At 71.2% G+C, this 20,828-nt stretch carries 25 protein-coding genes and 2 pseudogenes; 20 read left to right on the forward strand and 7 right to left on the reverse strand.

Annotated features, from left to right (window positions below; translation table 11 throughout):
• Window positions 1-53: 53 nt before the first annotated feature.
• Together IG62_RS0120815 and IG62_RS0120820 are read right to left on the reverse strand one after the other, a co-directional pair.
• Complete coding sequence (locus IG62_RS0120815) at window positions 54-620, reverse strand: hemerythrin domain-containing protein (RefSeq protein ID WP_030805135.1); 567 nt, start codon at window positions 618-620, stop codon at window positions 54-56.
• Between the two features lie 159 nt (window positions 621-779).
• Complete coding sequence (locus IG62_RS0120820; RefSeq protein WP_037838809.1) at window positions 780-2,876, reverse strand: SpoIIE family protein phosphatase; 2,097 nt, start codon at window positions 2,874-2,876, stop codon at window positions 780-782.
• 383 nt (window positions 2,877-3,259) lie between these two features.
• Between IG62_RS0120820 and IG62_RS0120825 the strand changes: the two genes are divergently transcribed.
• The 11 genes and pseudogenes from IG62_RS0120825 to IG62_RS48845 all read left to right on the forward strand — a co-directional run bounded on the left by IG62_RS0120825 (window position 3,260) and on the right by IG62_RS48845 (window position 9,541).
• A complete protein-coding gene (locus tag IG62_RS0120825; protein ID WP_030805141.1) occupies window positions 3,260-4,444 on the forward strand; it encodes a zinc-dependent alcohol dehydrogenase in 1,185 nt (394 codons plus the stop codon).
• Between the two features lie 136 nt (window positions 4,445-4,580).
• The gene (locus IG62_RS0120830) at window positions 4,581-5,360 is read left to right on the forward strand and encodes a VOC family protein (protein WP_030805144.1); all 780 of its coding nucleotides are present in this window, start codon (window positions 4,581-4,583) and stop codon (window positions 5,358-5,360) included.
• Between the two features lie 138 nt (window positions 5,361-5,498).
• Window positions 5,499-5,855 (forward strand): gas vesicle protein, encoded by a 357-nt coding sequence (locus tag IG62_RS0120835; protein WP_078872123.1) that lies wholly within the window; start codon window positions 5,499-5,501, stop codon window positions 5,853-5,855.
• A 77-nt stretch (window positions 5,856-5,932) separates the two neighbouring features.
• Window positions 5,933-6,376, forward strand: a complete 444-nt coding sequence (locus IG62_RS0120840) for a gas vesicle structural protein GvpA (protein ID WP_234326644.1) — start codon at window positions 5,933-5,935, stop codon at window positions 6,374-6,376.
• A gap of 3 nt (window positions 6,377-6,379) precedes the next feature.
• Entirely contained in the window at window positions 6,380-7,093 is a 714-nt protein-coding gene (locus IG62_RS0120845; RefSeq protein WP_030805150.1) for a GvpL/GvpF family gas vesicle protein, read from the forward strand.
• A 56-nt stretch (window positions 7,094-7,149) separates the two neighbouring features.
• Complete coding sequence (locus tag IG62_RS0120850; RefSeq protein WP_030805153.1) at window positions 7,150-7,404, forward strand: gas vesicle protein GvpG; 255 nt, start codon at window positions 7,150-7,152, stop codon at window positions 7,402-7,404.
• Window positions 7,405-7,453: 49 nt separating this feature from the next.
• Complete coding sequence (locus IG62_RS0120855) at window positions 7,454-7,816, forward strand: gas vesicle protein (RefSeq protein ID WP_420711087.1); 363 nt, start codon at window positions 7,454-7,456, stop codon at window positions 7,814-7,816.
• Window positions 7,813-8,601: a GvpL/GvpF family gas vesicle protein gene (locus tag IG62_RS0120860; protein WP_030805159.1), complete on the forward strand. Its 789-nt coding sequence runs from the start codon at window positions 7,813-7,815 to the stop codon at window positions 8,599-8,601. The genes IG62_RS0120855 and IG62_RS0120860 overlap by 4 nt, the downstream gene beginning before the upstream one ends.
• 30 nt (window positions 8,602-8,631) lie before the next feature.
• Window positions 8,632-8,772, forward strand: a pseudogene (locus tag IG62_RS50190) (hypothetical protein); the annotation flags it as partial.
• A gap of 103 nt (window positions 8,773-8,875) precedes the next feature.
• Window positions 8,876-9,196: a gas vesicle protein K gene (locus tag IG62_RS0120865; protein ID WP_030805163.1), complete on the forward strand. Its 321-nt coding sequence runs from the start codon at window positions 8,876-8,878 to the stop codon at window positions 9,194-9,196.
• 177 nt (window positions 9,197-9,373) lie between these two features.
• Entirely contained in the window at window positions 9,374-9,541 is a 168-nt protein-coding gene (locus IG62_RS48845) for a hydrophobic protein (RefSeq protein ID WP_234326646.1), read from the forward strand.
• Window positions 9,542-9,568: 27 nt separating this feature from the next.
• Here IG62_RS48845 and IG62_RS0120870 read toward each other — a convergent pair.
• A pseudogene (locus tag IG62_RS0120870) lies at window positions 9,569-10,420 on the reverse strand (SDR family oxidoreductase); the annotation flags it as partial.
• Between the two features lie 89 nt (window positions 10,421-10,509).
• Complete coding sequence (locus IG62_RS0120875; protein WP_030805170.1) at window positions 10,510-11,436, reverse strand: SDR family oxidoreductase; 927 nt, start codon at window positions 11,434-11,436, stop codon at window positions 10,510-10,512.
• Between the two features lie 217 nt (window positions 11,437-11,653).
• On the opposite strand from IG62_RS0120875, the gene IG62_RS49580 reads away from it, so the two are divergent.
• Window positions 11,654-11,782, forward strand: a complete 129-nt coding sequence (locus tag IG62_RS49580) for an LPFR motif small protein (RefSeq protein WP_267881482.1) — start codon at window positions 11,654-11,656, stop codon at window positions 11,780-11,782.
• 120 nt (window positions 11,783-11,902) lie between these two features.
• Here the strand turns inward: IG62_RS49580 and IG62_RS0120885 are convergent, their stop codons facing one another.
• Window positions 11,903-12,274, reverse strand: coding sequence for a hypothetical protein (locus tag IG62_RS0120885; RefSeq protein ID WP_030805173.1), 372 nt, complete (start codon window positions 12,272-12,274; stop codon window positions 11,903-11,905).
• A gap of 234 nt (window positions 12,275-12,508) precedes the next feature.
• Between IG62_RS0120885 and IG62_RS0120890 the strand changes: the two genes are divergently transcribed.
• The 4 genes from IG62_RS0120890 to IG62_RS0120905 all read left to right on the forward strand — a co-directional run bounded on the left by IG62_RS0120890 (window position 12,509) and on the right by IG62_RS0120905 (window position 15,518).
• Complete coding sequence (locus IG62_RS0120890) at window positions 12,509-13,201, forward strand: HemK2/MTQ2 family protein methyltransferase (protein ID WP_030805176.1); 693 nt, start codon at window positions 12,509-12,511, stop codon at window positions 13,199-13,201.
• Window positions 13,185-13,433, forward strand: coding sequence for a CDGSH iron-sulfur domain-containing protein (locus IG62_RS0120895; protein ID WP_030805180.1), 249 nt, complete (start codon window positions 13,185-13,187; stop codon window positions 13,431-13,433). The genes IG62_RS0120890 and IG62_RS0120895 overlap by 17 nt, the downstream gene beginning before the upstream one ends.
• On the forward strand, window positions 13,430-14,644 hold the full coding sequence (locus tag IG62_RS0120900; protein ID WP_078872127.1) for an iron-containing redox enzyme family protein: 1,215 nt from the start codon (window positions 13,430-13,432) through the stop codon (window positions 14,642-14,644). The genes IG62_RS0120895 and IG62_RS0120900 overlap by 4 nt, the downstream gene beginning before the upstream one ends.
• Window positions 14,645-14,741: 97 nt before the next feature.
• The gene (locus IG62_RS0120905; RefSeq protein WP_051798354.1) at window positions 14,742-15,518 is read left to right on the forward strand and encodes a 2OG-Fe dioxygenase family protein; all 777 of its coding nucleotides are present in this window, start codon (window positions 14,742-14,744) and stop codon (window positions 15,516-15,518) included.
• On the opposite strand, the gene IG62_RS0120910 is transcribed toward IG62_RS0120905, so the two are convergent.
• A complete protein-coding gene (locus IG62_RS0120910; protein ID WP_030805189.1) occupies window positions 15,460-15,852 on the reverse strand; it encodes a hypothetical protein in 393 nt (130 codons plus the stop codon). The two genes, IG62_RS0120905 and IG62_RS0120910, sit on opposite strands and share 59 nt — an antisense overlap.
• Before the next feature lie 847 nt (window positions 15,853-16,699).
• On the opposite strand from IG62_RS0120910, the gene IG62_RS48850 reads away from it, so the two are divergent.
• Entirely contained in the window at window positions 16,700-17,116 is a 417-nt protein-coding gene (locus tag IG62_RS48850) for a hypothetical protein (protein ID WP_234326648.1), read from the forward strand.
• Between the two features lie 276 nt (window positions 17,117-17,392).
• On the opposite strand, the gene IG62_RS0120925 is transcribed toward IG62_RS48850, so the two are convergent.
• Window positions 17,393-18,289, reverse strand: a complete 897-nt coding sequence (locus IG62_RS0120925) for a SigB/SigF/SigG family RNA polymerase sigma factor (protein WP_078872128.1) — start codon at window positions 18,287-18,289, stop codon at window positions 17,393-17,395.
• 284 nt (window positions 18,290-18,573) lie between these two features.
• Here IG62_RS0120925 and IG62_RS0120930 point away from each other — a divergent pair, with 284 nt between their 5' ends.
• The 3 genes from IG62_RS0120930 to IG62_RS0120945 all read left to right on the forward strand — a co-directional run bounded on the left by IG62_RS0120930 (window position 18,574) and on the right by IG62_RS0120945 (window position 20,390).
• On the forward strand, window positions 18,574-18,918 hold the full coding sequence (locus IG62_RS0120930) for a hypothetical protein (RefSeq protein ID WP_158795066.1): 345 nt from the start codon (window positions 18,574-18,576) through the stop codon (window positions 18,916-18,918).
• Between the two features lie 745 nt (window positions 18,919-19,663).
• Window positions 19,664-19,819: a DUF6131 family protein gene (locus IG62_RS48855; RefSeq protein ID WP_234326649.1), complete on the forward strand. Its 156-nt coding sequence runs from the start codon at window positions 19,664-19,666 to the stop codon at window positions 19,817-19,819.
• A gap of 340 nt (window positions 19,820-20,159) precedes the next feature.
• Complete coding sequence (locus IG62_RS0120945) at window positions 20,160-20,390, forward strand: DUF6480 family protein (RefSeq protein ID WP_030805197.1); 231 nt, start codon at window positions 20,160-20,162, stop codon at window positions 20,388-20,390.
• The last annotated feature ends 438 nt before the right edge of the window (window positions 20,391-20,828 follow it).

Consider the following 20,828-nt stretch of genomic DNA (forward strand, 5'->3'; position numbering starts at 1 on the left):
CCGGACGCCCACGCGGACGGCCGGGCGTACGGGCCCGGGGTGGTTCTGACGGTTCAGTCCGGGCCGCCACCGCGGCCGGTCAGCAGGTCCCGGGCGCGGTCCACCAGCCCGAGCCCCGGGGCCAGCAACTTGTTCGCCGGCGGGGCGTCGGGGACGCCCGGGTGCGGCCGGGTGGGCGCGAGCTTCTTGGCCGCCCGGACCTTCTCCCCGAGCGCTTCGAGTTCCCCGGGAAGGCACGCCTCACGCAATCGGGCGAACAGTTCCCTCTCCTCGTCCTGGATGTGCGCCCGGACCTCCGTACGGAGTTTCACGAACAGCTCGTTGAACGCACGGTCTTCCGCATCGAGCCGTTCCAGGTCTTTCAGCAGCCCTTCCACGCGCTGGTGGTCGGCGATTTCCTGGTCGGCCAGGGCGGCGCCGTCCGGCAGCTTCTCGCGGACCGCGGGGTAGAGGTACTGCTCCTCGGCGACGGAATGCCGGACGATGTCGATCGTCAGCCGGTCGAGCAGCTTTTTGCGCACCGAGGCCGCGGGGACCGCCGCCTCGATCTGGTCGAACAGCGCGGCCATCTCCCGATGGTCCGCGGCCAACTCCGTGATGACATCTCCGCCGTGTCCCATGGTCGTACCTCCCGCCCATGTGCGCGCGTCCGCCCTTCGGCCACCAGAACGGGTTCCCCCGCACCGTCCCGGCTAACGCCTCGACCGGCGGGAATTGCACCGGATGCCGCATCCGGTTCCTTACCGGAGGCAGCGGCGGAAATGCGGCGGAGGAATGCGTCAGCCGGCGCCGGCCGTGCCGGGCGGCCCGGTCCGGGCCCGGGCGATGAGCAGCGCCACGTCGTCCGCGTCGTCGGGGTCGCGCAGCGCGTCGAGCAGCCGGTCGCAGGTGTCCTCCAGGGACGGGTCCGGGCGGTCCAGGAGACCGAGCAGGCGGTCCAGGCGCTCGTCGATGGTGTCCCGGCGGGTCTCGACCAGCCCGTCGGTGTACAGCACCAGGCGGTCGCCGGGGCGCAGCGCGAAGGTGGACTCCTCGAAGGGGACGCCGCCGACGCCGAGCGGGATGCCGGTGGGCAGGTCGAGCAGTTCGGGCGGCCGGCCGGAGTGGATCAGCACCGGGGGCAGGTGCCCGGCGGCGGCGATCCGGCAGACCGCCTGCTGCGGATCGTGGACGGCGTAGACGCAGGTGGCGTACTGATCCAGGCCCGCCGTGATCCGGTCGACGTGCCGCAGCACCTCGGCCGGCGGCATGTCCAGGTCGGCCAGGGTGCCGGTGGCGGTCCGCAGCCGTCCCATCGTGGTGGCGGCCTTGGTGCCGCTGCCCATCACGTCGCCGACCACGAGGGCCGTCTGGTCCCCGGCGAGCGGGATCACGTCGAACCAGTCGCCGCCGACCTCGTTCGTGGTGCCGGCCGGCCGGTAACGGGTGGCGATCTCCAGCCCGGCCCGCTGCGGCGGGCGGTCCGGGAGCAGGCTGCGCTGGAGCGTGACGGCGGTGTCCCGCAGGCTCTGGTAGAGCCGGGCGTTGTCCATGCTCACGGCGGCCCGGTCGGCCAGTTCGGCGGCCAGGGTCAGGTCGTCCTCGTCGAACGGGACGGGGTTGCGGCTGCGGGTGAGGCCCAGCGCGCCGAGCACCTCGCCGCGGGCGATCAGCGGGGTCGCGAGGTAGCTGTGGATACCGGCCCGGGCCAGAATCGCAGCGGCCTCCGGGTCGCGGGCGATGCGTGCCAGGGACTGCTCGTCGACGTGGCGCACGAGGATGGGCCGGCCGGTCCGTACGCATTGGGTGACCAGTCGGTCGGCGCCGTAGCTGGCGATGTGGCCGGGTGGGTCGACGGCCCGGGCCGCCTCGGTGGGGTAGGCGGTGTGCACCGCGAGCGCCCGGAAGACCGCCGGGTGGGCGCCGGAGCTGGTGGGCCGGCGGTCGTCCAGGAAGGAGTCCAGGATGTCCACGGTGGCCACGTCGGCGAGCTCGGGCACGGTGACCTCGGCCAGCTCGTGGGCGGTCCGTTCCACCTCCAGGGTGGTGCCGATCCGCGCCGAACCGTCCGCGATCATGGCCAGCCGGCGCCGGGCGCGTGCCGCCTCCCCGGCCGCGCGGTGCCGGTCGGTGACGTCCACGATCACCCCGGCCACGCCGAGGATCCGCCCGCCGGGGTCCTCCAGCCGGTAGAACGAGACCGACCAGGCGTGCTCGTTCTCGGGGTCGGCGAGGGTGCGCCCCACGACGTACCGGTCGACCAGCGGCCGCCCGGTGTCCAGCACCCGCCGCAGGGCGGCCTCCAGGGCCTGGGTCCGGATGAACGGCAGCACCTCGTGGACCGACCGGCCGAGGTGATCCCGGGCGGAGACCCCGTCGATCCGCTCCAGCGCGGGATTGACGGCCAGGTACCGCAGGTCGGTGTCCAGGACGCCGAGGCCGATCGGGGACTGCGAGACCAGCCGGGTGGACAGCGCCACATCGCGTTCCACCTTGCTCAGGGTGGCCTCGTCGGTGGCGATGCCCAGGGCGTAGTAGTCCCCCCGGTCGTCCAGCAGCCGGACGTTGCGGAACTCCACCATCCGGGTGCTGCCGTCCTTGTGCCGGATCGGGAAGGCCCCGGCCCAGCTCTCGCCGGTCGCCATGACCTCGGCGAAGAGCCTGACCACCAGGTCCAGATGGTGCTCGTGGACCAGCAGCCGCCCGGCGAACTCTCCCAGCGCCTCCTGCGCGGAGTAGCCGAAGAGCGTTTCGGCCTGCGGGCTCCACAGCACGATCCGGCCGTCGGCGTCCAGGACCACCGCGGCGACGCCGAGCAGGTCCAGCAGTCCGCTGCGTTGCGGCACCTTGCCGACGGGCCAGTCGCCCGCCGCGCCGACGGGGTCGGCTGTGGACATCCGGCCCTCCCTCCGCCTGCGCATCGCCGCCCTTCCCATGGTCCCCCGGACCGCGCGCGGACGCGCAGCCGTGCCGGCGGGCGACGGCGGGCGTCGAGCCGTGGTCCGCGGGCACACTCGGTCACGGCCGCCGCCGGTGCGCGCGGCCGGCAGTGGTCCGTTCGGGCGTTTGCACGATCGGGAGGCCGGCCGGAGACTGGGCTGAGCGGCCGGCTCCGTCGAGCGGCGCGCGCCTGCGGCCTGCGCAGGAGGAGCCGCCCGGAGCGCGCGGAGGCGGCGAGCACCGGCGTGGTCCGGAGCACCGGCGTGATGACCCGTCAGACCAATCGGTCGTCCCGAAACGAACCAGTTCCTGCCGACCGGTTACGGCGAAGGAGGACATGGTGCGGGCACTGACGTGGCACGGCAAGCGGGACGTGCGGATCGACACCGTCCCCGATCCGAAGATCATCGAACCGACCGATGTCCTGGTCAAGATCACCTCCACCGGCATCTGCGGCTCCGACCTCCACCTCTACGAGGTGCTGGGGCCCTACCTGGAGCCCGGCGACATCCTCGGCCACGAGCCGATGGGCCTCGTCGAGGAGGTGGGGCCCGAGGTGACCGCGCTCGCCCCCGGTGACCGGGTGGTGGTGCCCTTCAACGTCTCCTGCGGCTCCTGCTGGATGTGCGACCGGGGCCTGCACTCGCAGTGCGAGACCACCCAGGTCAGGGAACACGGCATGGGCGCCTCGCTGTTCGGCTACACCAAGCTCTACGGCCAGGTGCCGGGCGGTCAGGCCGAGTTCCTGCGAGTGCCCTTCGGCAACACCCTCCCCGTCAAGGTCCCGCACGGCCCCCCGGACGAACGGTTCGTCTACCTCTCCGACGTCCTGCCCACCGCCTGGCAGGCGGTCGCCTACGCGGACCCGCCGCCGGACGCCCACGTCGTGGTCCTCGGCCTGGGCCCGATCGGAGACATGGCCGCCCGGATCGCCCTGCACCGCGGAGCCCGGCAGGTGATCGGCGTGGACCTGGTGCCCGAGCGGCTGGCCCGCGCCCGGGAGCGCGGCGTACACACCCTGAACGTCGACGAGCTCGGCGCGGACCTGGGTGACGAGGTCCGCCGGCTCACCGACGGCCGCGGCGCCGACGCGGTCATCGAGGCCGTCGGCATGGAGGCCCACGGGGCACCCGTGGCGAAGGCCGCGCAGCAGATGGTCGGGCTGCTCCCGGACCGGCTCGCGGAGAAGCTGATGTCGCGCGCCGGGGTGGACCGGATGGCGGCCTTCCACGCCGCCGTCGACGTGGTCCGCCGGGGCGGCACGATCTCCGTGGTCGGGGTCTACGGCGGCGCGATGGACCCGCTGCCGCTGCTCACCATGTTCGACAAGCAGGTGCAGCTGCGGATGGGGCAGGCCAACGTGCGGCGCTGGGTGGACGACATCCTGCCGCTGCTCGACGACGAGGACCGGCTCGGCGTCGAGGGCTTTGCCACCCACAAGCTGCCGCTGGAGGACGGGCCGCAGGCCTACAAGACCTTCCAGGCCAAGGAAGACGGCATGATCAAGACGCTGCTGCAGCCCTGACCGGCCGGCCGCCCGCCGGCGCCGCGCACCGGGCCGTCGGTCCCCCGGGCGCCGCACTCGGCCGAGCCGTAGAAGGATTCGGACGCAAAGTCCTGGCAGAGTGGACGGTGGCACCCGTTCCAGGAGGCGCATCGCCATGCCGGTCACACCGTCCGCCGTCGCCGTACGCGGCACCCCGTGCTGGGTGAGCCTGACCACCCACGATCTCCGGCGTGCCCAGGACTTCTACTCGCAGGTCCTGGGCTGGACCTTCCGCCCGGGCGGGCTGGGCGAGGAGTTCACCGTGGCGCTGACCGACGGCCGGCCGATCGCGGGGGTCACCGCGCTGGCCGCGGACTGGCAGGTGTCGGTGGCCTGGACCCCGTACTTCGCGGTCGCGAGTGCGAACGACGCCGCCGGACGGATCCGCGAGCGCGGCGCCACCATCGCGGTGGGCCCGCTGCGGCTCGGCGCCGGCCGGGTGGTGCTCGCCGCGGACCGGGACGGTGCGGTCTTCGGCGTGTGGGAGGGCCACACCCCCGCCTGGGCCATCGGCCGCGGCAGCGCCCCGGTCTACCTGGACCTGCGGACCCGCGACGCCTTCGACGCCACGATCTTCTACGCCGAGGTGCTCGACTGGGCCTCCGAGGAGCCCGGCGGGGTCGAGGTCGCGTACGAGCACGGCGAGGTGCTGGTGCGGGACGGCAGCCAGGTGGTGGCCACGGTGCGCGGCGGTGTCATGGAGGCCGCCCCCGACCCGCACATCCGGCCCCGCTGGCACGTCCAGTTCCCCGTCGAGGACGTCGAGAAGGTCGCCGCGACCGCCGTCGCGGCCGGCGGCCAGGCCACCCATCTGACCCCGCCGGGCGACCCCGCGGTCGGCCAGGCGCTGATCCGCGACCCCGACGGCGGTCTTTTCACGGTCACCACCGGCTGACTCCCCCTTAGATTTCCCCCTCACGCATACGTCCGGCTTTCGCGGGCAACCGCCTTTTCATCGCCACAGAACGGCCAACCGTCGTTCGACGGAAAGACCTTCGGCAGATGACCTCTACGACGCACGACAGGCGGGATCATGGCGACCGAGGAAAGCACCGTGGAAAAGGTGGAAGCGGGCGCGGCAGATGAGGAAAGCCTCGTGCCGACCGAAACGGAAACGGCGCACAGCGGACCGGATCGTATCGCCGCTCCCGCGGCAATGCGCCTCGCCGCCGGGCAACTTGCCGAGATGCTCAACTGCGCACCCGGCTCGGTGTCCGCGCTGAAGGCCGCCGGTGACGGCTGGCTGGCGGACGTGGAAGTGGTGGAACTCGAAAGGGTTCCGGACACCGCGAGCGTGATGGCGTCCTACCGCGTCCGCCTCGATGAGCAGGGCCATCTCATGGAATACGCGCGCGTGCGCCGCTACGGGCGGGGTCAGATCGACCGCTAGGGCGGCAAGCCACGCATCCGCAATTCCCCCACACGGCCATGGCCCGCTCCAGTCAACTGGAAGGGACACACAAGACCGTGACTGCAATTCAGCAACAGACGCAGGCCGCACCGGCCGGCGGCAGCGGCTCGGGCACGCTCTACGACGTCCTGGAGCTCATTCTCGACCGCGGGCTGGTCATCGATGCCTTCATTCGGGTCTCCCTCGTCGGCATCGAAATACTCAAGATCGACGTACGCGTCGTGGTCGCGAGCGTGGACACCTATCTGCGTTTCGCGGAGGCGTGCAACCGGCTGGATCTCGAATCGGGCCGCAAGGCGCCGGAACAGCTCACCGATCTCGTCGGCCAGGCCACCGAGAGCGGCGCCAAGGGCAAGTCGAAGGGCGCGCTCGCAGGGGCGGTTGAGGCGGTCGGCGAATCCCTCCGCAAGGGCCACGACGAATCCGAGGAAACCGAGAAGCGTCCGGCGCGCAAGACGTCGTCGAGCGCCGGACGCCGTACCGCCCGCCGGGAGGACTAACCCATGACGACGTACGTCTACGCCATCACCGGCGCCGGCCATCCGCTGCGGCTGTCCGGCATCGCCGGGGTGGGCAACCCCGCGGCGCCGCTGCGCACCGTGCGGACCAAGGACCTGTGCGCGGTGGTCAGCGACGCCCCGGCGGAGCTGCGCGCCAAACGCCGGGACGTGGCGGCCCATCAGGGCGTCCAGGAAGCCCTGCTGGCCGACGGCAGCTGTCTGCCGATGCGCTTCGGGCTGGTCGGCCCGGACGACGAGCAGGTCGCCGCCGTACTGGAGGAGCAGCACGACACCTATACCCAGCGGCTCGGGGAGCTGGCCGGGTGCCGCGAGTACCACCTCAAGGTGTCGCGCGACGAGGAGGACCTGCTGCGGGAGATCGTGCGGGACTCCGCCGAGGTGCGGCGGCTCAACGACCGCACCCGGCAGAACTCCGGGGCGTACGACGACAAACTGGCGCTCGGCGAGCTGATCTCGAAGGAGGTCCGGGCCCGCCAGGACCGTGCCCGCGCGGACATCCTGGCCCGGCTCGCGCCCGCCGCGGAGCGCATCGAGGACGGGGAACCCACCAAGCACCACTTCCTCACCACCTCGTTCCTCGTCGCGCGGGCCCGGTCCGCCGTCTTCTCCCAGGCGGTCCACACCGAGGCGGAACGGCGCGGCGACCACTACACCTTCCGGCTCTACGGCCCGCTGCCGCCGTACAGCTTCGTCTGACCGCGCCCCGGGCCGTGCCCTCGGCGCCGGGAACACCGACCGAGCGGGAGGTCCGGATGGGACTGCTCACCCAGCTGCTGACCCTGCCGCTCGCCCCGGTCCGGGGCACGGTCTGGGTCCTCGACCAGGTACTGCTCACCGCGGAGAACGAGTTCTACGACCCGGAGCCGGTCCATGAGGAACTCGCCGAACTGGAGCGGCAGTTGGTCGACGGCAAGATCGGGCCCGAGGAGTTCGACGCCCGCGAGGACGAACTGCTGGACCGGCTGGAGTGGCTCCAGGCCCACCGGCGTCAACCACGAGGAGGCTGAACCACACATGTCCGACCCGCTGACCGGGCCGGGGGGACCCGCCTCGCCCATGAGGGCATCCCCCGCGCCGTCCCCCTACGGCCGGCCGGGGGCCGGGCCCGGCTCCTCCACCAACCTCGCCGACATCCTGGAACGCGTCCTCGACAAGGGCGTGGTCATCGCCGGCGACATCCAGATCAATCTGCTCGACATCGAACTGCTGACCATCAAGCTCCGGTTGCTCGTCGCCTCCGTCGACAAGGCCAAGGAGATGGGCATCGACTGGTGGGAGCACGATCCCTCGCTCTCCTCCCGGGCCCGCCCGGCCGAAACCCAACCCCTGCCCGCCGGGCAGGAGCGGGCGGCGGTCGAAGGAGAAGCCGGACGAGAAGCGGGGCGGGAGCAGCGACAGCGAAGGGAGGAGAGTCGGTGAACGGTCCGTGGCACAGCTATGTCTACGCGGTCGGGCGGGCCGGCGGCGCTCTCGACGCGGTGGCCGCCGAGCTGACCGGGCTGCGCGGTGCGCCCCTGCGGACCGTCGCCGTGGACGGCCTCACCGCTCTGGTGTCCTCCGTCCCGGCCGACGACTTCGGTACGGACGGGCTCACCGAGCGGATGGCGGACCTGACGGAGCTGGAGGCGCTGGCCCGCACGCACCACGAGGTCGTCGAAGTGGCCCACGCCCGTACCACGGTGTTGCCGATGCGGCTGGCGACGGTCTACCTCGACGACGCCCGGGTGAGCGCGATGCTGTCCGAACGCGCCCCGGAATTCGGCGAGTTGCTGACCTGTCTCGACGGCCATGCCGAGCTCGGGGTGAAGGTCTACGCGGACCCGGTGCGCGCCCAGGCCGAAGCCGCCCCCGCCGCGCCGTCGGCCGGCTCGGGCCGCGCCTATCTGCGCCGGCGCCGGGACCAGCGGCGCCTGCGGGACGACGCGTACCGCGCGGCGGGTGCGGTGGCCGGAGCGGTCCGGGACACGGTGGCCCCGCTGACCCGGGGCGTGGTCGCCCACCGCCCCCAACAGGGCGAACTGGCCGCCGGCCCCGGCGAGAACATCGCCAACGAGGCGTATCTCGTCCCCCGCACCCGCGTCCGGGAGTTCCACCAGGCGCTGGCCGGTCTGACCGAGAGCGACGCCGGCGTACGGGTCGAGATCACCGGCCCGTGGGCGCCGTACTCCTTCGCGACCCGGCCGGCGGAAGGCGGCGCGGCATGACGGGCGGCAGCGCGGGGCGGGTGGCAGCACATGACGGGCCGTGATGTCGCGGTGCCGCCCGGCGGCTCGTCCGGCCTCGGCGAACCGGCCGGAATCGCCGGCCCGCAGATCGCCCTGATCGACCTCCTCGACCGGCTCCTCAACGGCGGCGCGGTCCTCACCGGAGACCTGGTGCTGTCCATCGCCGATGTGGACCTGGTCCGGATCAGCCTCCGCGCCGTCATCCATTCGATCGTGCAACAGGACGCATCCCCTTGTCAGGAGGCATCCCTTTATGAGGCAGGACTCCACCGGGCCGACGGCGCCCAAGGGCCTCGCCCAGCGGCTGGAGAGCGACCCGGAGACGGTCGAACGCGATCTGATCAAGCTCGTGCTGACGATCGTCGAGCTGCTGCGGCAACTCATGGAGCGCACCGCGCTCCACCGGGCGGACCAGGGCGACCTGACGGAGGATCAGGAGGAGCGAGTGGGTATGACGCTGATGATCCTCCACGACCGGATGTCGGAGCTGTGTGAGCGCTACGGCTTCACGATGGACGACCTCAACCTCGACCTCGGCCCCCTCGGCTCCCTGCTTCCGCAGAACTCGCCCTGAACCGCCACGGCCCTGAACCGCCACGGCCCTGAACCGCCACGGCTCTGAGCCGGCACGGATCCGTTTCCTCAGAAGTTCCCACAGACGTTCCCACGAAGTTCCCACAGACATTCCCACGAAGTTTTCGGTCACGAAGTCTTCGGTCACGAGGTCTTCGTTCACCCACAGGAGGAACTCATGGCACCCCTGCTACTCGTCCTGCTGCTCGCGCTGCTGCTGTTCGGCGCCGGCTTCGCGCTCAAGGCGCTGTGGATCGCCGCCGTCGTCGTGCTGGCCTTCTGGCTGCTCGGCTTCCTGATGCGGTCGACCACCGGTGGCGGCCGCGCCCGCTGGTACCGCTGGTAGCCGCCGGGCCGCGGCCGCCCGGGCCAGGTCGTCCGCCCGCCCTCCGGCCCCGATCAGACCGGTGGCCGTGACACCGCTGCGGGCCGCCATCTCCGGCACCTGGCCGCGGAACAGGCGGGTGACGGCAGCCGGCAGCCCGGCCCGGGCGAGCTGCGCGGCGCGCAGCCAGGGCTGGGCGTAGACGGCCGGGGCCCGCCGCTCCATCCCGTGGACGATCCGGTCGGCGACCGCCTGGGGCGAATAGATCCGGCCGGCGGGCCACGGCAACCGCAACCGCAGCTCCCGCAGCACCGCGGCGTCGATCATGTCGGTCTCCGCCCAGCTCAGATAGGCGACACCGACCTCGACGCCGCGGTGCGCCATTTCTGCCCGGATCGCGTGGGCGAACGCCTCGACGCCGGACTTGGAGGCGCAGTACGCCGACATCATGGGCGCCGCGGTGATGCTCGCCAGGGAGCCCATCTGCAGGAAGTAGCCGCGGGTGGCGAGCAGTCCGGGCAGGAAGGCCCGCAGGGTGAGCGAACTGCCGATGAGATTGACCTCGATGACCCGGCGCCAGACGGCGGGGTCGGACTCCAGGAAGGGGCCGCCGGCCGCCACACCGGCGTTGGCGACCACCACGGAAGGCGGACCGAGGCCGCGCTGCACCCCGTCGGCGACGGCGGCCAGCGCGGCCTCGTCGGTGACATCCGCGAACCAGTACTGCGTCCGCCCCGGGAACGCCTCGGCGAGCCGTTCCAGTCCGTCCTCCTCCAGCCCGACCAGCGCCACCGTCGCGCCGCGGCGGACGAGCGCCCGGGTCATGCACTCCCCCAGCCCGCGGGCGGCCCCCGTCACCACCACGACGCGCCCCGCGAGCGACTGCCGCTGACCGGTCATCTCACGTCACCCCACTCCCTCATCACACTCACGAACGGGCAGAAAGGTCAGGCCGGAAACGTCAGGACGGGAACGTCGGAAAAGAAATGTCAGGGCAGGGGTGTCCCGCCGGTGGCATTGACGATCTCGGCGGTGATGTAACTCGCCTGCGGGGAGGCGAGAAAGACATAAGCGGGGGCCATTTCCGCGGGCTGGGCCGGGCGGCCCAGCGGGGCCTGTTTACCGAACGTCGTGGTGTCCGGAAGCGTCGCCGGAATCAGCGGGGTCCAGACCGGCCCGGGGGCGACCGCGTTGACCCGGATTCCGTCGGACGCGAGCATCTGCGCCAGCCCCTGCGTGAACGTGACGATGGCCCCCTTCGTCGTCGCGTAGTCGAGCAGATGCGGACTGGGCTTGTAGGCCTGCACCGACGTGGAATTGATGATGACCCCGCCCGTGGGAATGTGCGGCAGCGCCATCTTGCACAGCCAGAACATGGCGTACAGGTTGGTCCGCATCACTCGGTCGAACTGCTCCGTGGTGATGGCCTGGATTCCGTCCGGCTGCGACATCTGATAGGCCGCGTTGTTCACCAGGATGTCGATCCGGCCGAACTCCTTCACCGCGCGTTCGACGAGCAGCCGGCACTGCTCCTCCTCACGGACGTCGCAGGCCAGCGGCACGGCCGTACGGCCCGCTTCGGTGACGAGCCGGGCGGTCTCCTCGGCCTCCTTCTCCTCCTCGGGCAGAAAGGTGAACAGCACGTCCGCGCCCTCACGGGCGAATGCCAGCGCGACGGCTCGCCCGATACCGGAATCCCCGCCGGTCAGCAGCGCCTTGTGCCCTTCCAGGAGTCCCCTTCCCCGATACGATTCCTCGCCGTGGTCGGGGGGCGGGTCCATCGGCCCGGTCCATCCGGGGTGCTCCTGGTCCTGGTCCGGGAATTCCGGCTGCGGATATGTGGTGACCGGGTTCTCGGCGTTCGCGGGACCCTCGGGGCGTTCCCGGTTCTCCGGTGCGGATTTTCCGTCTGCCATTTCGAGACCTCCTGGTGCACTGCACACGGACGAGTGGGCCGCGTACCGAAGCCGCGGCCGCGTACAGAAGCCGGGTTCCCGACGGGCCCGAGTTCCACCATGCGACAGCCGGTCTTCTCGCGCAGTGCGAGGCACCGGTCCCGTTTCGGCGGTCTTCCTACGGGAACTCGCCCGTGAGAAGAGGGAAACGAAGAGTGTGAAGAGAAGGAGGCCCCTCGTGCTCACCGCGATCGCCGATGTTCTCCGCGCCATCGGTGGCGCCATCGCCACCGTCGTGACGCTTCCCTTCAGGGCCGTGGCCCGGCTCTTCGGAGGAGCCTCGGACACCGCACACGGGCACCACTGATCCAGGCCCACGGCTACCCGGCTACCAACCCGGCTTCCCGACTTCCGGGGCCTCGGTCTCCCGGCTGCCGGGCCCTCGCTTGCGGGGCTCTCGCCCCCGCGGCTGCCCGGATTCGGAGATTCAGGGATCCTGCGGGTCGACGCCGGTGTGCGCCTCGGCGTCCCGTCCACCGCTGGGCCGCCGCGCGGGGCCCTTGGGCTCCTTGCGGTGCATCCCCTTCTCGTCGGTCCGGGCTGCCCGGCGCTCGCCCGGCTCGGACTCGCTCTTGACCTCGCTCGCCGGGGACACCTTCTCCCGCTCGGTGTCCTTGGTCTCCTTGCCGCGGTCCCGCTTCGGCGCGTAACGCTCGGGGTGGAACGAGCGGTGCGCACTCTCGTCGGCGTGCTGCTCGGACTGGTCGATGTCCGGTGACCAACCGTGCTGCTCGGTGCCTTTGTGCATGCTGTGGCCCTCGCCCATCTTCGGGTGCGAGGACTTCCGGTGCTTGGCCACTTCCACTCCTCTATCAGGCGTCCCGGCGAGCCGCGCTCGCCCGCCCCTCTCTCCAGGCTGAGGGCCATCCGAGCCGTCCGCACCTCAGCCCGCATCCGGGGGCGGTCCGCTCCCCGGTGGTCGCCTCACCGGATTACCGCAACGCTGGAACCGAAGCCGTGGAGCCACGGATGCCCGCGGGCCCGTGCAAGGCCGTACCAGACCCGTGCAACCCCGTGAAAGGAGGTGCCGAAGATGACCCCCGATACCGCCGCGCTCGTCCGGCCGCGTCCCTTGATGACCCTCCCCGGCGTCTACGCGCCACAGGACGACACCCGACTCCTCCTGCACGCCCTGTACCGGGAAGGCATCGGCCCGGGCACCGAACTGCTGGACCTGGGCACGGGCAGCGGTGCCCTCGCGCTGGGTGCCGCCCGCCGCGGGGCCCGGGTCACGGCCGTGGACATCGCCTGGCGGGCGGTGCTGACCACCTGGCTCAACGCCCGGCTCGCCGGCCTGCGCCTCACGGTCCGCCGCGGCGACCTGGCCACCGCCGTCCGCGGCCGCACCTTCGACCTGCTCGTGAGCAATCCGCCGTACGTACCCGCACCCGGCCGCCGCCCACCCCGGGGCGCGGCGCGGGCCTGGGACGCCGGACGCGACGGGCGGCTGCACATCGACCGGATCTGCGACCTCGCACCGGCGGCGCTGCGCCCCGGCGGGGTGCTGCTGATGGTCCATTCCGGGCTCTGCGGCACCGGGGACACCCTGTCGCGACTGTCCTGTTCCGGGCTGCGGGCCGAGGTCAGCGACCGTGCGCACATCCCGTTCGGGCCGGTCCTGCGCTCCCGGCTTCCGTGGTTGCGCCACAACGGCCTGCTCGACAGGACAGGGGACAGCTCGCCGCACACAGAGGAACTGGTGATCATCCGTGCCGAACGTCCCTGAGCGCCCACGACGCCGCATCACCCTCACCCGGGACGGCCCGATGCTGGTGGAAGGCCCGGTGGAGGTGGTCTGCGACGACGGTTCCGTCGCCGTCTCCGACCGCTTCGTCGTCGCCCTCTGCACCTGCCGGCGCAGCCACGACTACCCGTGGTGCGACACCAGTCACCGCCGCCGCGCCCGCCCCACGCCCGAGCCGGGCCCCACCCCCGAACGGGAAGGAGACGTGCCATGAGGCCGGCGGCTCCCCTCACCACTTCATCCGGCACGCCATCCGCCGCACCGCCCCGCCCGGCCGGCCGGCCACGGCTGCCCCGCCCCCAGGGCAAGCTCTCGACCGCAGTCCTCTCCGCGCTCTCCGCGCCTTCCGCACCCACCCCCCACTCACCGCTCTCCACCCTGCGGACGCCGGGCAACGATGCCCTGCTCACCACCACGGAGGCGGAAGCCCAGCACGCCGACCCCTACGGAGCCGATCTCCAGCTCGCCCTGTATGTGCTCTACGAGCTGCACTACCAGGGCTTCGACGGCGTGGACGACGACCGCGAATGGGATCCCGCGCTGCTGGCGGTGCGGAGCGCGCTGGAAAAGGTGTTCCTCCGCGCGCTGCGGGCGGACGTCCCGTCCTCCGTCGGCGCGGCGGAGGCGCTGGACGGCCTGCTGGTCGAACCGGTCGCCGACGACGGCACCAGCGTGAGCCACCATCTGCGGCGCGAGGGCCGGCTGTGGCAGCTGCGGGAGTACGCCGCCCTGCGCTCGCCGTACCACCTCAAGGAGGCCGACCCGCACGCCTGGGTCATCCCCCGGTTGCGGGGCCGCGCCAAGGCCGGCATGGTCGCCGTCGAATTCGACGAGTTCGGCGCCGGACGCGCCGAGGACATCCACGCCCAGCTGTTCGCCGACCTCATGGCGGACCTCGGCCTGGAGACCGCCTACGGGCACTACCTCGACCTGGCGCCCGCCGAAGCGCTGGCCACGGTCAACCTGATGTCCCTGTTCGGTCTGCACCGCTCGCTGCGCGGGGCGCTGGTCGGTCACTTCGCCACCGTGGAGGTGACCTCCTCCCCCGCCGCGCGGCGCCTCGCGGACGCCATGCGCCGCACCGGTGCCGGCCCGGCGGCGGAGCGGTTCTACGACGAACACGTCGAGGCCGACGCGGTGCACGAGCAGGTGGTGCGCCGCGAGGTCGTCGAAGGCCTGCTGACCGACGAACCGGGCCTTGAACCCGATGTGGCCTTCGGCATCGGCGCCACCGTCCACCTCGAGGACCGGCTCGCCGCCCACCTCCTCGACGCCTGGCGCCACGACCGCACTGCACTGCGCGCCCCGCTTGCCGTCACCGGTCGACGCTGGTCAGAACCTCCGAGATGCCGAACCCACGAGAACCCGGACCATCGAGATTCCCATCTCCCGGGAATCCAGACCCCCCAGATTTCGCACCCCTGACCATCCGAACTTTGAGAGTCCGCACCCTCGAGAATCCGCACCCTCGAGAATCCGCACCCGCCAGAATCCACAGTCAGCCGTCAGGAGGTGTCCGCACATGGACGAGACCGCCGTCGCCACCCCGGTGGCCACCGCCCGCGCCTCCCTGGCAACGGCCGGGGCCCACCTCCTTCCCGCGGCCGTCACGAGGTCCCTGCTGGCCGTCGACGGGGCGGCCTGGTCGCGCTTCGCCGCCCACTGGGAGCAGCTCGCCCCGGACCGTTACGCCGCCGAACAGGGCACCTGCCGGCTACGCCGGTACGGCCAGTTCGCGCTCACCCCCGCCACCGGCGAACTGTCCCACCTCCCGCACCTCCCCTTCGTCCAGCCCGAACGCACCAATCCGCTCTACGACGGCGTCGACCGGCACTTCGAGCCCCTCACCGACGCCTTCACGGCCGATCCCGTCCTGCACGCCGTACTGGCACTCCTGGGCCGCCTCGCAGGCGCCCTGGATGCCACGGTCACCACCTGGAACGCCAAGGTCCATCCGTTCCGGGTCGTCGCCGCGGCGGACGGCGCGGGGAACCCCACGCCGGAGGGCAAGCACCAGGACGGCGTCACGCTGGTGTCCTCCCTGCTCGTCCACCGCAGCAACGCCACCGGAGGCCGGAGCACGGTGTACGCCCCGGACGGCCGCGAGCTGCTGTCCGTCACCCTCGACGAATCCGCCGCGCTCCTGGTGTCGGACGACCGCGGCACGCTGCACGGCGTGTCCCCGATCCGCCCGCTGGACCCGGCGCGCACCGCTCACCGCGACGTTCTGGTGACCACGCTCATTCCGCAGATCCGCTCGGCATGGTCCCGGGCTGCCGGCCCTCCGGCCGGACGGTAGAGGTATTGACGGAGCGGGCCCGGCCGCCCCAGCTCTCCCCCGCCTCCGTCCGGAATCCGCCGAGGTCCTTCGGCGAGAGGGTCGGCCCGAAGGTCAGATGCTCGCCCCGGTGGCCGGGCTCCTCGTACAGCTCCACGGCGAACCGGCTGAAGTTCACCAGCGACTGGACCACGGCGTCGAAGCCGTGCTCCGCGAGGTCCGGCACGGGCTCATCGGCGACCAGCACCCGCCGCGCGTCGACCTCCCCCTCATTGAAATGACCGCCCTCGTAGAGGGCGTAGCAGTGCGGCGGGCAAGCCGTGGTCCCGGCCCCCTCGATGACCTTCACCGTCATGGCTGCCTCCTCCTCACACTCGCTCTCCCTCTGGCTCTCCCCGTGCTCGCTCTGGCCCTTGCTCTCCGGCCCTCCGAACTCTCTGGTCCGCTCTCCGCGCCCGCGGCCGGTCCAGGGGCACCGCTGCCCGCCCCGCCGCCCCTCCTGTCCTGTCTACTCCTGTCCTGTCTACGCCGTGCCCGCCTCGGGCGCGACTCCTGGCACACCGACGCGATGAGCGCCAACGAAGCCGTTGAGCTTGTGCGTTACGCCCCCGGGCGGGCCCCTGCGGACGCCGCCCCCCTGACCCCTGGATGAGGTACTCCGCAGCCGGCTCGTCCGCACCCCGCGGATCATTGCCGTCCAGCGGCGGCGCGCCCTACCGGAGTTCAGCGGTCCTGCCCAGGTAGCCGACCCCGACCTCGTTCGCGGTGAACACGACCACGGCGGCGCCTTCGGGCCGCGCGTCGACGCGCTGTCAGGTGCGTCATGCCGATTCCCCCCATGCCGACTCCCCCGTGGCGACGCCCTCCTGCCGGCTTCCCCTCGGGGTGCGAACCACCCGTGCCGACGTCTCGTCTCCTGCCGGCTTCCCTCATGGTGACTCACGGTGACGGCAGGTAGCCCGGCGGCCGTATGGCGGGGCCTCGAACGATTGGATGGGATCGGTCCGGGCCGCACAGGACGGGACGGAGCGGGAAGGATCGGACGGGACGGGGAGGACCGGACGGGACGGGAAAACCGGGCCACCGGCCGGCACTCACACCGGGACGGCCAATCGTCCCTTTTGCAATGTTTTGCCCTGGCAACTTCGGGCACCGGCCGAGAGAGAGCCCTTCCCAAGGCCCGAGGAAAGGCGGAGGCGGCCATGCCCGAGCCTGGCAGCAAGAAGTTCGGCAAGCGGCGCGCGGGGCTTCGCAGCGAGGCCGAGGACCGCGGCATTCCCGACAAGCACGCCACGGAGGAAGCGAAGGAAACCCTGGAGAGCGACCCCAAGTGGCGCAGCCAGGGACCGCGGACCGAGCTGACGGAACAGCTGACCCGAGCGGAACCTACCGGAGCGGAGACGGAGGAGACAGACGCCATGTCCAAGAACCCCCAGCAACCCGAAGTGCGCCGTAGCGACAAGGGGGCGACCGTCCAGGACGCCGCCGAGACGAAGGCTGGTACCGATCATCCGGTGGGCCCCGGCGGCAGCAGGAAGGCGCACGGCACCGACAGGGGAACCAAGGGCGGCGGCCGCGGCGGCGGCGTGCCCGAAGAGCAGCGCCCTGACCACCCGTAACGTCATCAACGCCATCCCTGTGCGCGCCTGAGCGCAGGCCCCGGAAACGAGACACAGCCACCAACCCGACGGGGCGCGGCACGAACACAACGCCAAGCACGCACGCGACAGGGCCGGGGCGCCTCGCCGCCCCGGCCCTTCGTTGACCCTTCGTTGACCCTTCGTTGGGGCCCTTCGTTCCGAACGTCTCTCCCTCCGGTTGCCTCCCCGATCGCCTCCCCTCACTACCGGCGCCGGTTCCGCCCTCATCGCTCGAGGTGCCACGGCGGCACTCCCTCACACCTCGGCGAGCAGTCCCTTCCGCAACTTGGTGCAGGCGCGGTTCAGCAGCCGGGAAATGTGCATCTGGGAGAGGTTGAGCTCCTTGCCGATCTCGGCCTGGGTCATCTCCGCCCCGAACCGGAGCCGGAGCAGTGTGCGTTCCCGCTCGTCGAGCTGCGCGAGATGCGGCTTGAGTGCCTGGATGTTCTCGGCGAGGTCGAGCGCGGGGTCAGTGCCGCCCATGAGGTCCGCAACAAGCCCGGTCTGCTGCTTCCCCGCGGCCTGGATCGGCCGGTCGATGGAGTCGGTGTCATAACCGTTGCAGGCGATGAGCCCCTCCCTCACCTCCTCCTCCGGCAGCTTCAGATGCGCGGCGAGCTCCGCCGCCGAAGGATCATGGTTGTTGGCGGCCTCCAGGTCCTCGAAGGCGCGCGCGAGGTCGATGCGGAGTTCCTGCAGCCGGCGCGGCACATGGACGGACCAGGTGGCGTCACGGAAGAAACGCCTGATCTCCCCGCGGATGTACGGCACGGCCAACGTGGTGAACTCCACGTCCCGGTAAACGTCATAGCGGTCTATCGCCTTGATGAGACCTATGGTGCCCACCTGCAGAATGTCCTCGGTGCTTTCCCCCCGGCTGCGGAAGCGCCGGGCGACGTAGCGCACGAGGGACAGATTCATCTCGATCAGCGTGTTGCGCACGTACTGGAATTCGGGGGTGCCCTCCTCAAGGGCGGCAAGTCGCTCGAAGAACACCCTCGACAATTCCCTGGCTTCACTCGGCGCAAGGCGCTGCGGCTCATCGATCGGCGGCAGAGACACCGACGGAGCCGTGGCAGCACTCCCCTTGGACGTAGTGGTGACCGGGGTCGCTACCGCAGTCGCTGCTGTCATGGTGCCGGTGCTGGTCATGCTCGGGCTCCTAGCTGTTGACTCGGTCCCCGTCTGCAGTCCCCCCTCGACCCGCCTCTACCCGACGACTCCCGAGGCATGTCCCGAAACCCGCCATCACCTCGTTGTCGTCGGACTGTTGACGCCCCGGCCAAAGGTTGCGAACGCGGCGGAAGGTACGGGTGGTGCGGCGTGCCGAACCGGCCTCAGCGGTCACCGCGAGGTAGAACAACGCTGTGGTTGAGGCAATTGAGCCGGAGGAAGCGGAACCGCTTCCTGGGATGTGCGGACTGTGCGGCGCGAGCGTGGTGGACGGGACCGGGGTCCACGCCATCGTTCCGGATTCCTCGGCGATCCATGTCCATGATCCGGCACTGGACGGAAACCGGTCACTGACAGCCTGTTCCACGGCGCATCTCGGCGAACTGCAGCAGCATTACCACGCACGTCCTTTTGTGAATGCCGAGCTCTGGGCCGGAAAGATCGCCCGAGCACTGCGCCGGCACCCGGAGGGCCTTTCCCGGGAGCGGTTGGTCGCGGAGACCGGACTCAACCTGCTGCAAATCGAAGCCGCAGCGAACTGGAGCCACCACCGCTCCCGCCACCACCACCGCAGGACGCCCCACAACGACACCCCCGAGGCGCCATAACCCCCCCGGGCCCACCGGGCCCGGCCAGCCACAGCAACTTGACGCCCCCTCAATCCACTCCCCCGGCGCCCCACTCCCCCCGCGGCCTGCCAGCCACACCCTCCCCGCCTCACCGCCACGGCAGTCCTCGTCCTGCAGACAGGTCAGCCCTCACCTTCCTGGTACTGAAAAGTGAAACCGAAGGCCCCGCCACCCAGGACTCCCAGCCCGACCAGGAACACCCACAGTCCGTACACCACGCCCAGAGCGGCAACCGCATAACCGACCGCGACGAGCACGGAATACTTACGACGCCATACCGCCGCAACGAAGAAGGAATAGGGCCCCCTTTTCACGGCCCATCCCCCCATCGGCGCATCGGGCAGACCTCACCGACTCCCCCGATCCCGCCCCAGGGCCCGGGCCCAGCCCCCGACCCGTCCCGGGACACCGACGCCGAAACCACCGCACCCATCGCCACCACTGGATAGTAAAAACCGAATGCGGCGCATCACGACCGACCCGCGGCCGCTATAGGGAATTTGCAGCCAGCCGCCGGCAGCCCCTCGCCTTCCCTTCCCCACGGCCAGCCAGCCCCCGACCGCCGGCCGGACCCAGATTTACCCACCCGCTCACCTACGTGATCACGCCATCGCCCCTCCCAGGGACTTCGCACAGGTCAACGGCAGGTCGACGGCAGAAGTTGCCCGTGCGTCACACCGGTATCACAGTTAATAGGGGAACATATGCGAGATCGGAGCACATCGTGATCGTTCTCGGAATTATCTTGCTGGTCGTTGGGTTCGTGACCGGCATCGGCATCCTGTGGACCATCGGAATCATCCTCGCCGTCATCGGGGCGATCCTCTGGGTCCTCGGGGCAATGGGTCACGCAGTAGCCGGCCGACGGCACTACTGGTAGCGCCACACGCCCGCAAGCGGAATGCCGCACGCGGGCCCAAGGACCCGCAATTCCTCCGCCACCTCACGGTGGCGGAGGAATTGCGGGATGCGCAGTTAGGCCAATCGGCCATCGCGGCGCCCCGAGCGCTGATCACAAGCACGCGAGACGCAACATTAACCGCCTCCCCTTCCCCTTCCTCTTCCCCTTCCCTCCCCGCCCACCCCCACCGCTTCCGCCTGCCCAACACCTCCCGACGACCCTCGACGCCCCCCGCAACCTCGTCGCCCACCGCCCCATCACCACTCCACTCCACTCCACTCCACCGGTGAAATTGGTCGTTTTCGGGCAAACTCCCGGTATGAGCACTCACCACCCTGATCCGGATCCTCGCGAAACCCCGGGCCTCGGCCCCGGAGGCGGCGTGCCGCCGGGCGAAACCCCGCAGGGCGAGGACAGCACGGGCTCGGAGACCGGCCCCCGTGACCTCCCCACCCGCGGATGGGCCAAGGGCCCGGCCATCATCCTCGGCATCGTCGTCGTCCTCTGCGCGGCGTTCTTCATCGCCTATGCGGTGATCATGGCGCGCTGACCTGAGCCACCGCGCCTCCACATCAGAGGCCCTGGCCGCACGTCCCGCACATCAAGCACATCCCGCCCTCGAGGCAGCGGCACCTAACCTCCCAGCGGCAGCAAGGCTCCCCAGTCGGCGGCACCCGACCCCTCAGCTGCCGCACCCGCCCCCAGGCAACGCCAGCCAACCTCTCAGCTGCTGCACCCGCCCCCCAGGCGGCAGCAGCAGGCCGCGCCCAGTGGCAGGTGACAGTCGGCCGCACTCGGTAGCGCGGCCATCTGCGCACGCCGGAGTCCGCCACGGGCCCGCCGCAGGCCCGCCACGAGCCCCCCACGAGAGCGGCGGTGCCCCGACACCCCCGAACTCCACGCCCGGCACCAGAGGCACACCACCTCCCCGCCTCCCCTCCCCCACCCCCTGTCTCTTATACACATCTGACGCTGCCGACGAAGAGGA

Source organism: Streptomyces sp. NRRL S-337, assembly GCF_000720175.1.
GTDB lineage: Bacteria > Actinomycetota > Actinomycetes > Streptomycetales > Streptomycetaceae > Streptomyces > Streptomyces siderophoricus.

Excerpts from the sequence above, each read along its gene's own strand:
- IG62_RS0120815 (WP_030805135.1), bottom strand. The coding sequence starts at position 620 with ATGGGACACGGCGGAGATGTCATCACGGAGTTGGCCGCGGACCATCGG.
- IG62_RS0120820 (WP_037838809.1), bottom strand. The coding sequence starts at position 2,876 with ATGTCCACAGCCGACCCCGTCGGCGCGGCGGGCGACTGGCCCGTCGGC.
- IG62_RS0120830 (WP_030805144.1), top strand. The coding sequence starts at position 4,581 with ATGCCGGTCACACCGTCCGCCGTCGCCGTACGCGGCACCCCGTGCTGG.
- IG62_RS0120835 (WP_078872123.1), top strand. The coding sequence starts at position 5,499 with ATGGCGACCGAGGAAAGCACCGTGGAAAAGGTGGAAGCGGGCGCGGCA.
- IG62_RS0120845 (WP_030805150.1), top strand. The coding sequence starts at position 6,380 with ATGACGACGTACGTCTACGCCATCACCGGCGCCGGCCATCCGCTGCGG.
- IG62_RS0120850 (WP_030805153.1), top strand. The coding sequence starts at position 7,150 with ATGGGACTGCTCACCCAGCTGCTGACCCTGCCGCTCGCCCCGGTCCGG.
- IG62_RS0120855 (WP_420711087.1), top strand. The coding sequence starts at position 7,454 with ATGAGGGCATCCCCCGCGCCGTCCCCCTACGGCCGGCCGGGGGCCGGG.
- IG62_RS0120865 (WP_030805163.1), top strand. The coding sequence starts at position 8,876 with ATGAGGCAGGACTCCACCGGGCCGACGGCGCCCAAGGGCCTCGCCCAG.
- IG62_RS48845 (WP_234326646.1), top strand. The coding sequence starts at position 9,374 with ATGGCACCCCTGCTACTCGTCCTGCTGCTCGCGCTGCTGCTGTTCGGC.
- IG62_RS0120875 (WP_030805170.1), bottom strand. The coding sequence starts at position 11,436 with ATGGCAGACGGAAAATCCGCACCGGAGAACCGGGAACGCCCCGAGGGT.
- IG62_RS0120890 (WP_030805176.1), top strand. The coding sequence starts at position 12,509 with ATGACCCCCGATACCGCCGCGCTCGTCCGGCCGCGTCCCTTGATGACC.
- IG62_RS0120900 (WP_078872127.1), top strand. The coding sequence starts at position 13,430 with ATGAGGCCGGCGGCTCCCCTCACCACTTCATCCGGCACGCCATCCGCC.
- IG62_RS0120905 (WP_051798354.1), top strand. The coding sequence starts at position 14,742 with ATGGACGAGACCGCCGTCGCCACCCCGGTGGCCACCGCCCGCGCCTCC.
- IG62_RS0120910 (WP_030805189.1), bottom strand. The coding sequence starts at position 15,852 with ATGACGGTGAAGGTCATCGAGGGGGCCGGGACCACGGCTTGCCCGCCG.
- IG62_RS48850 (WP_234326648.1), top strand. The coding sequence starts at position 16,700 with ATGCCCGAGCCTGGCAGCAAGAAGTTCGGCAAGCGGCGCGCGGGGCTT.
- IG62_RS0120925 (WP_078872128.1), bottom strand. The coding sequence starts at position 18,289 with ATGACCAGCACCGGCACCATGACAGCAGCGACTGCGGTAGCGACCCCG.
- IG62_RS0120945 (WP_030805197.1), top strand. The coding sequence starts at position 20,160 with ATGAGCACTCACCACCCTGATCCGGATCCTCGCGAAACCCCGGGCCTC.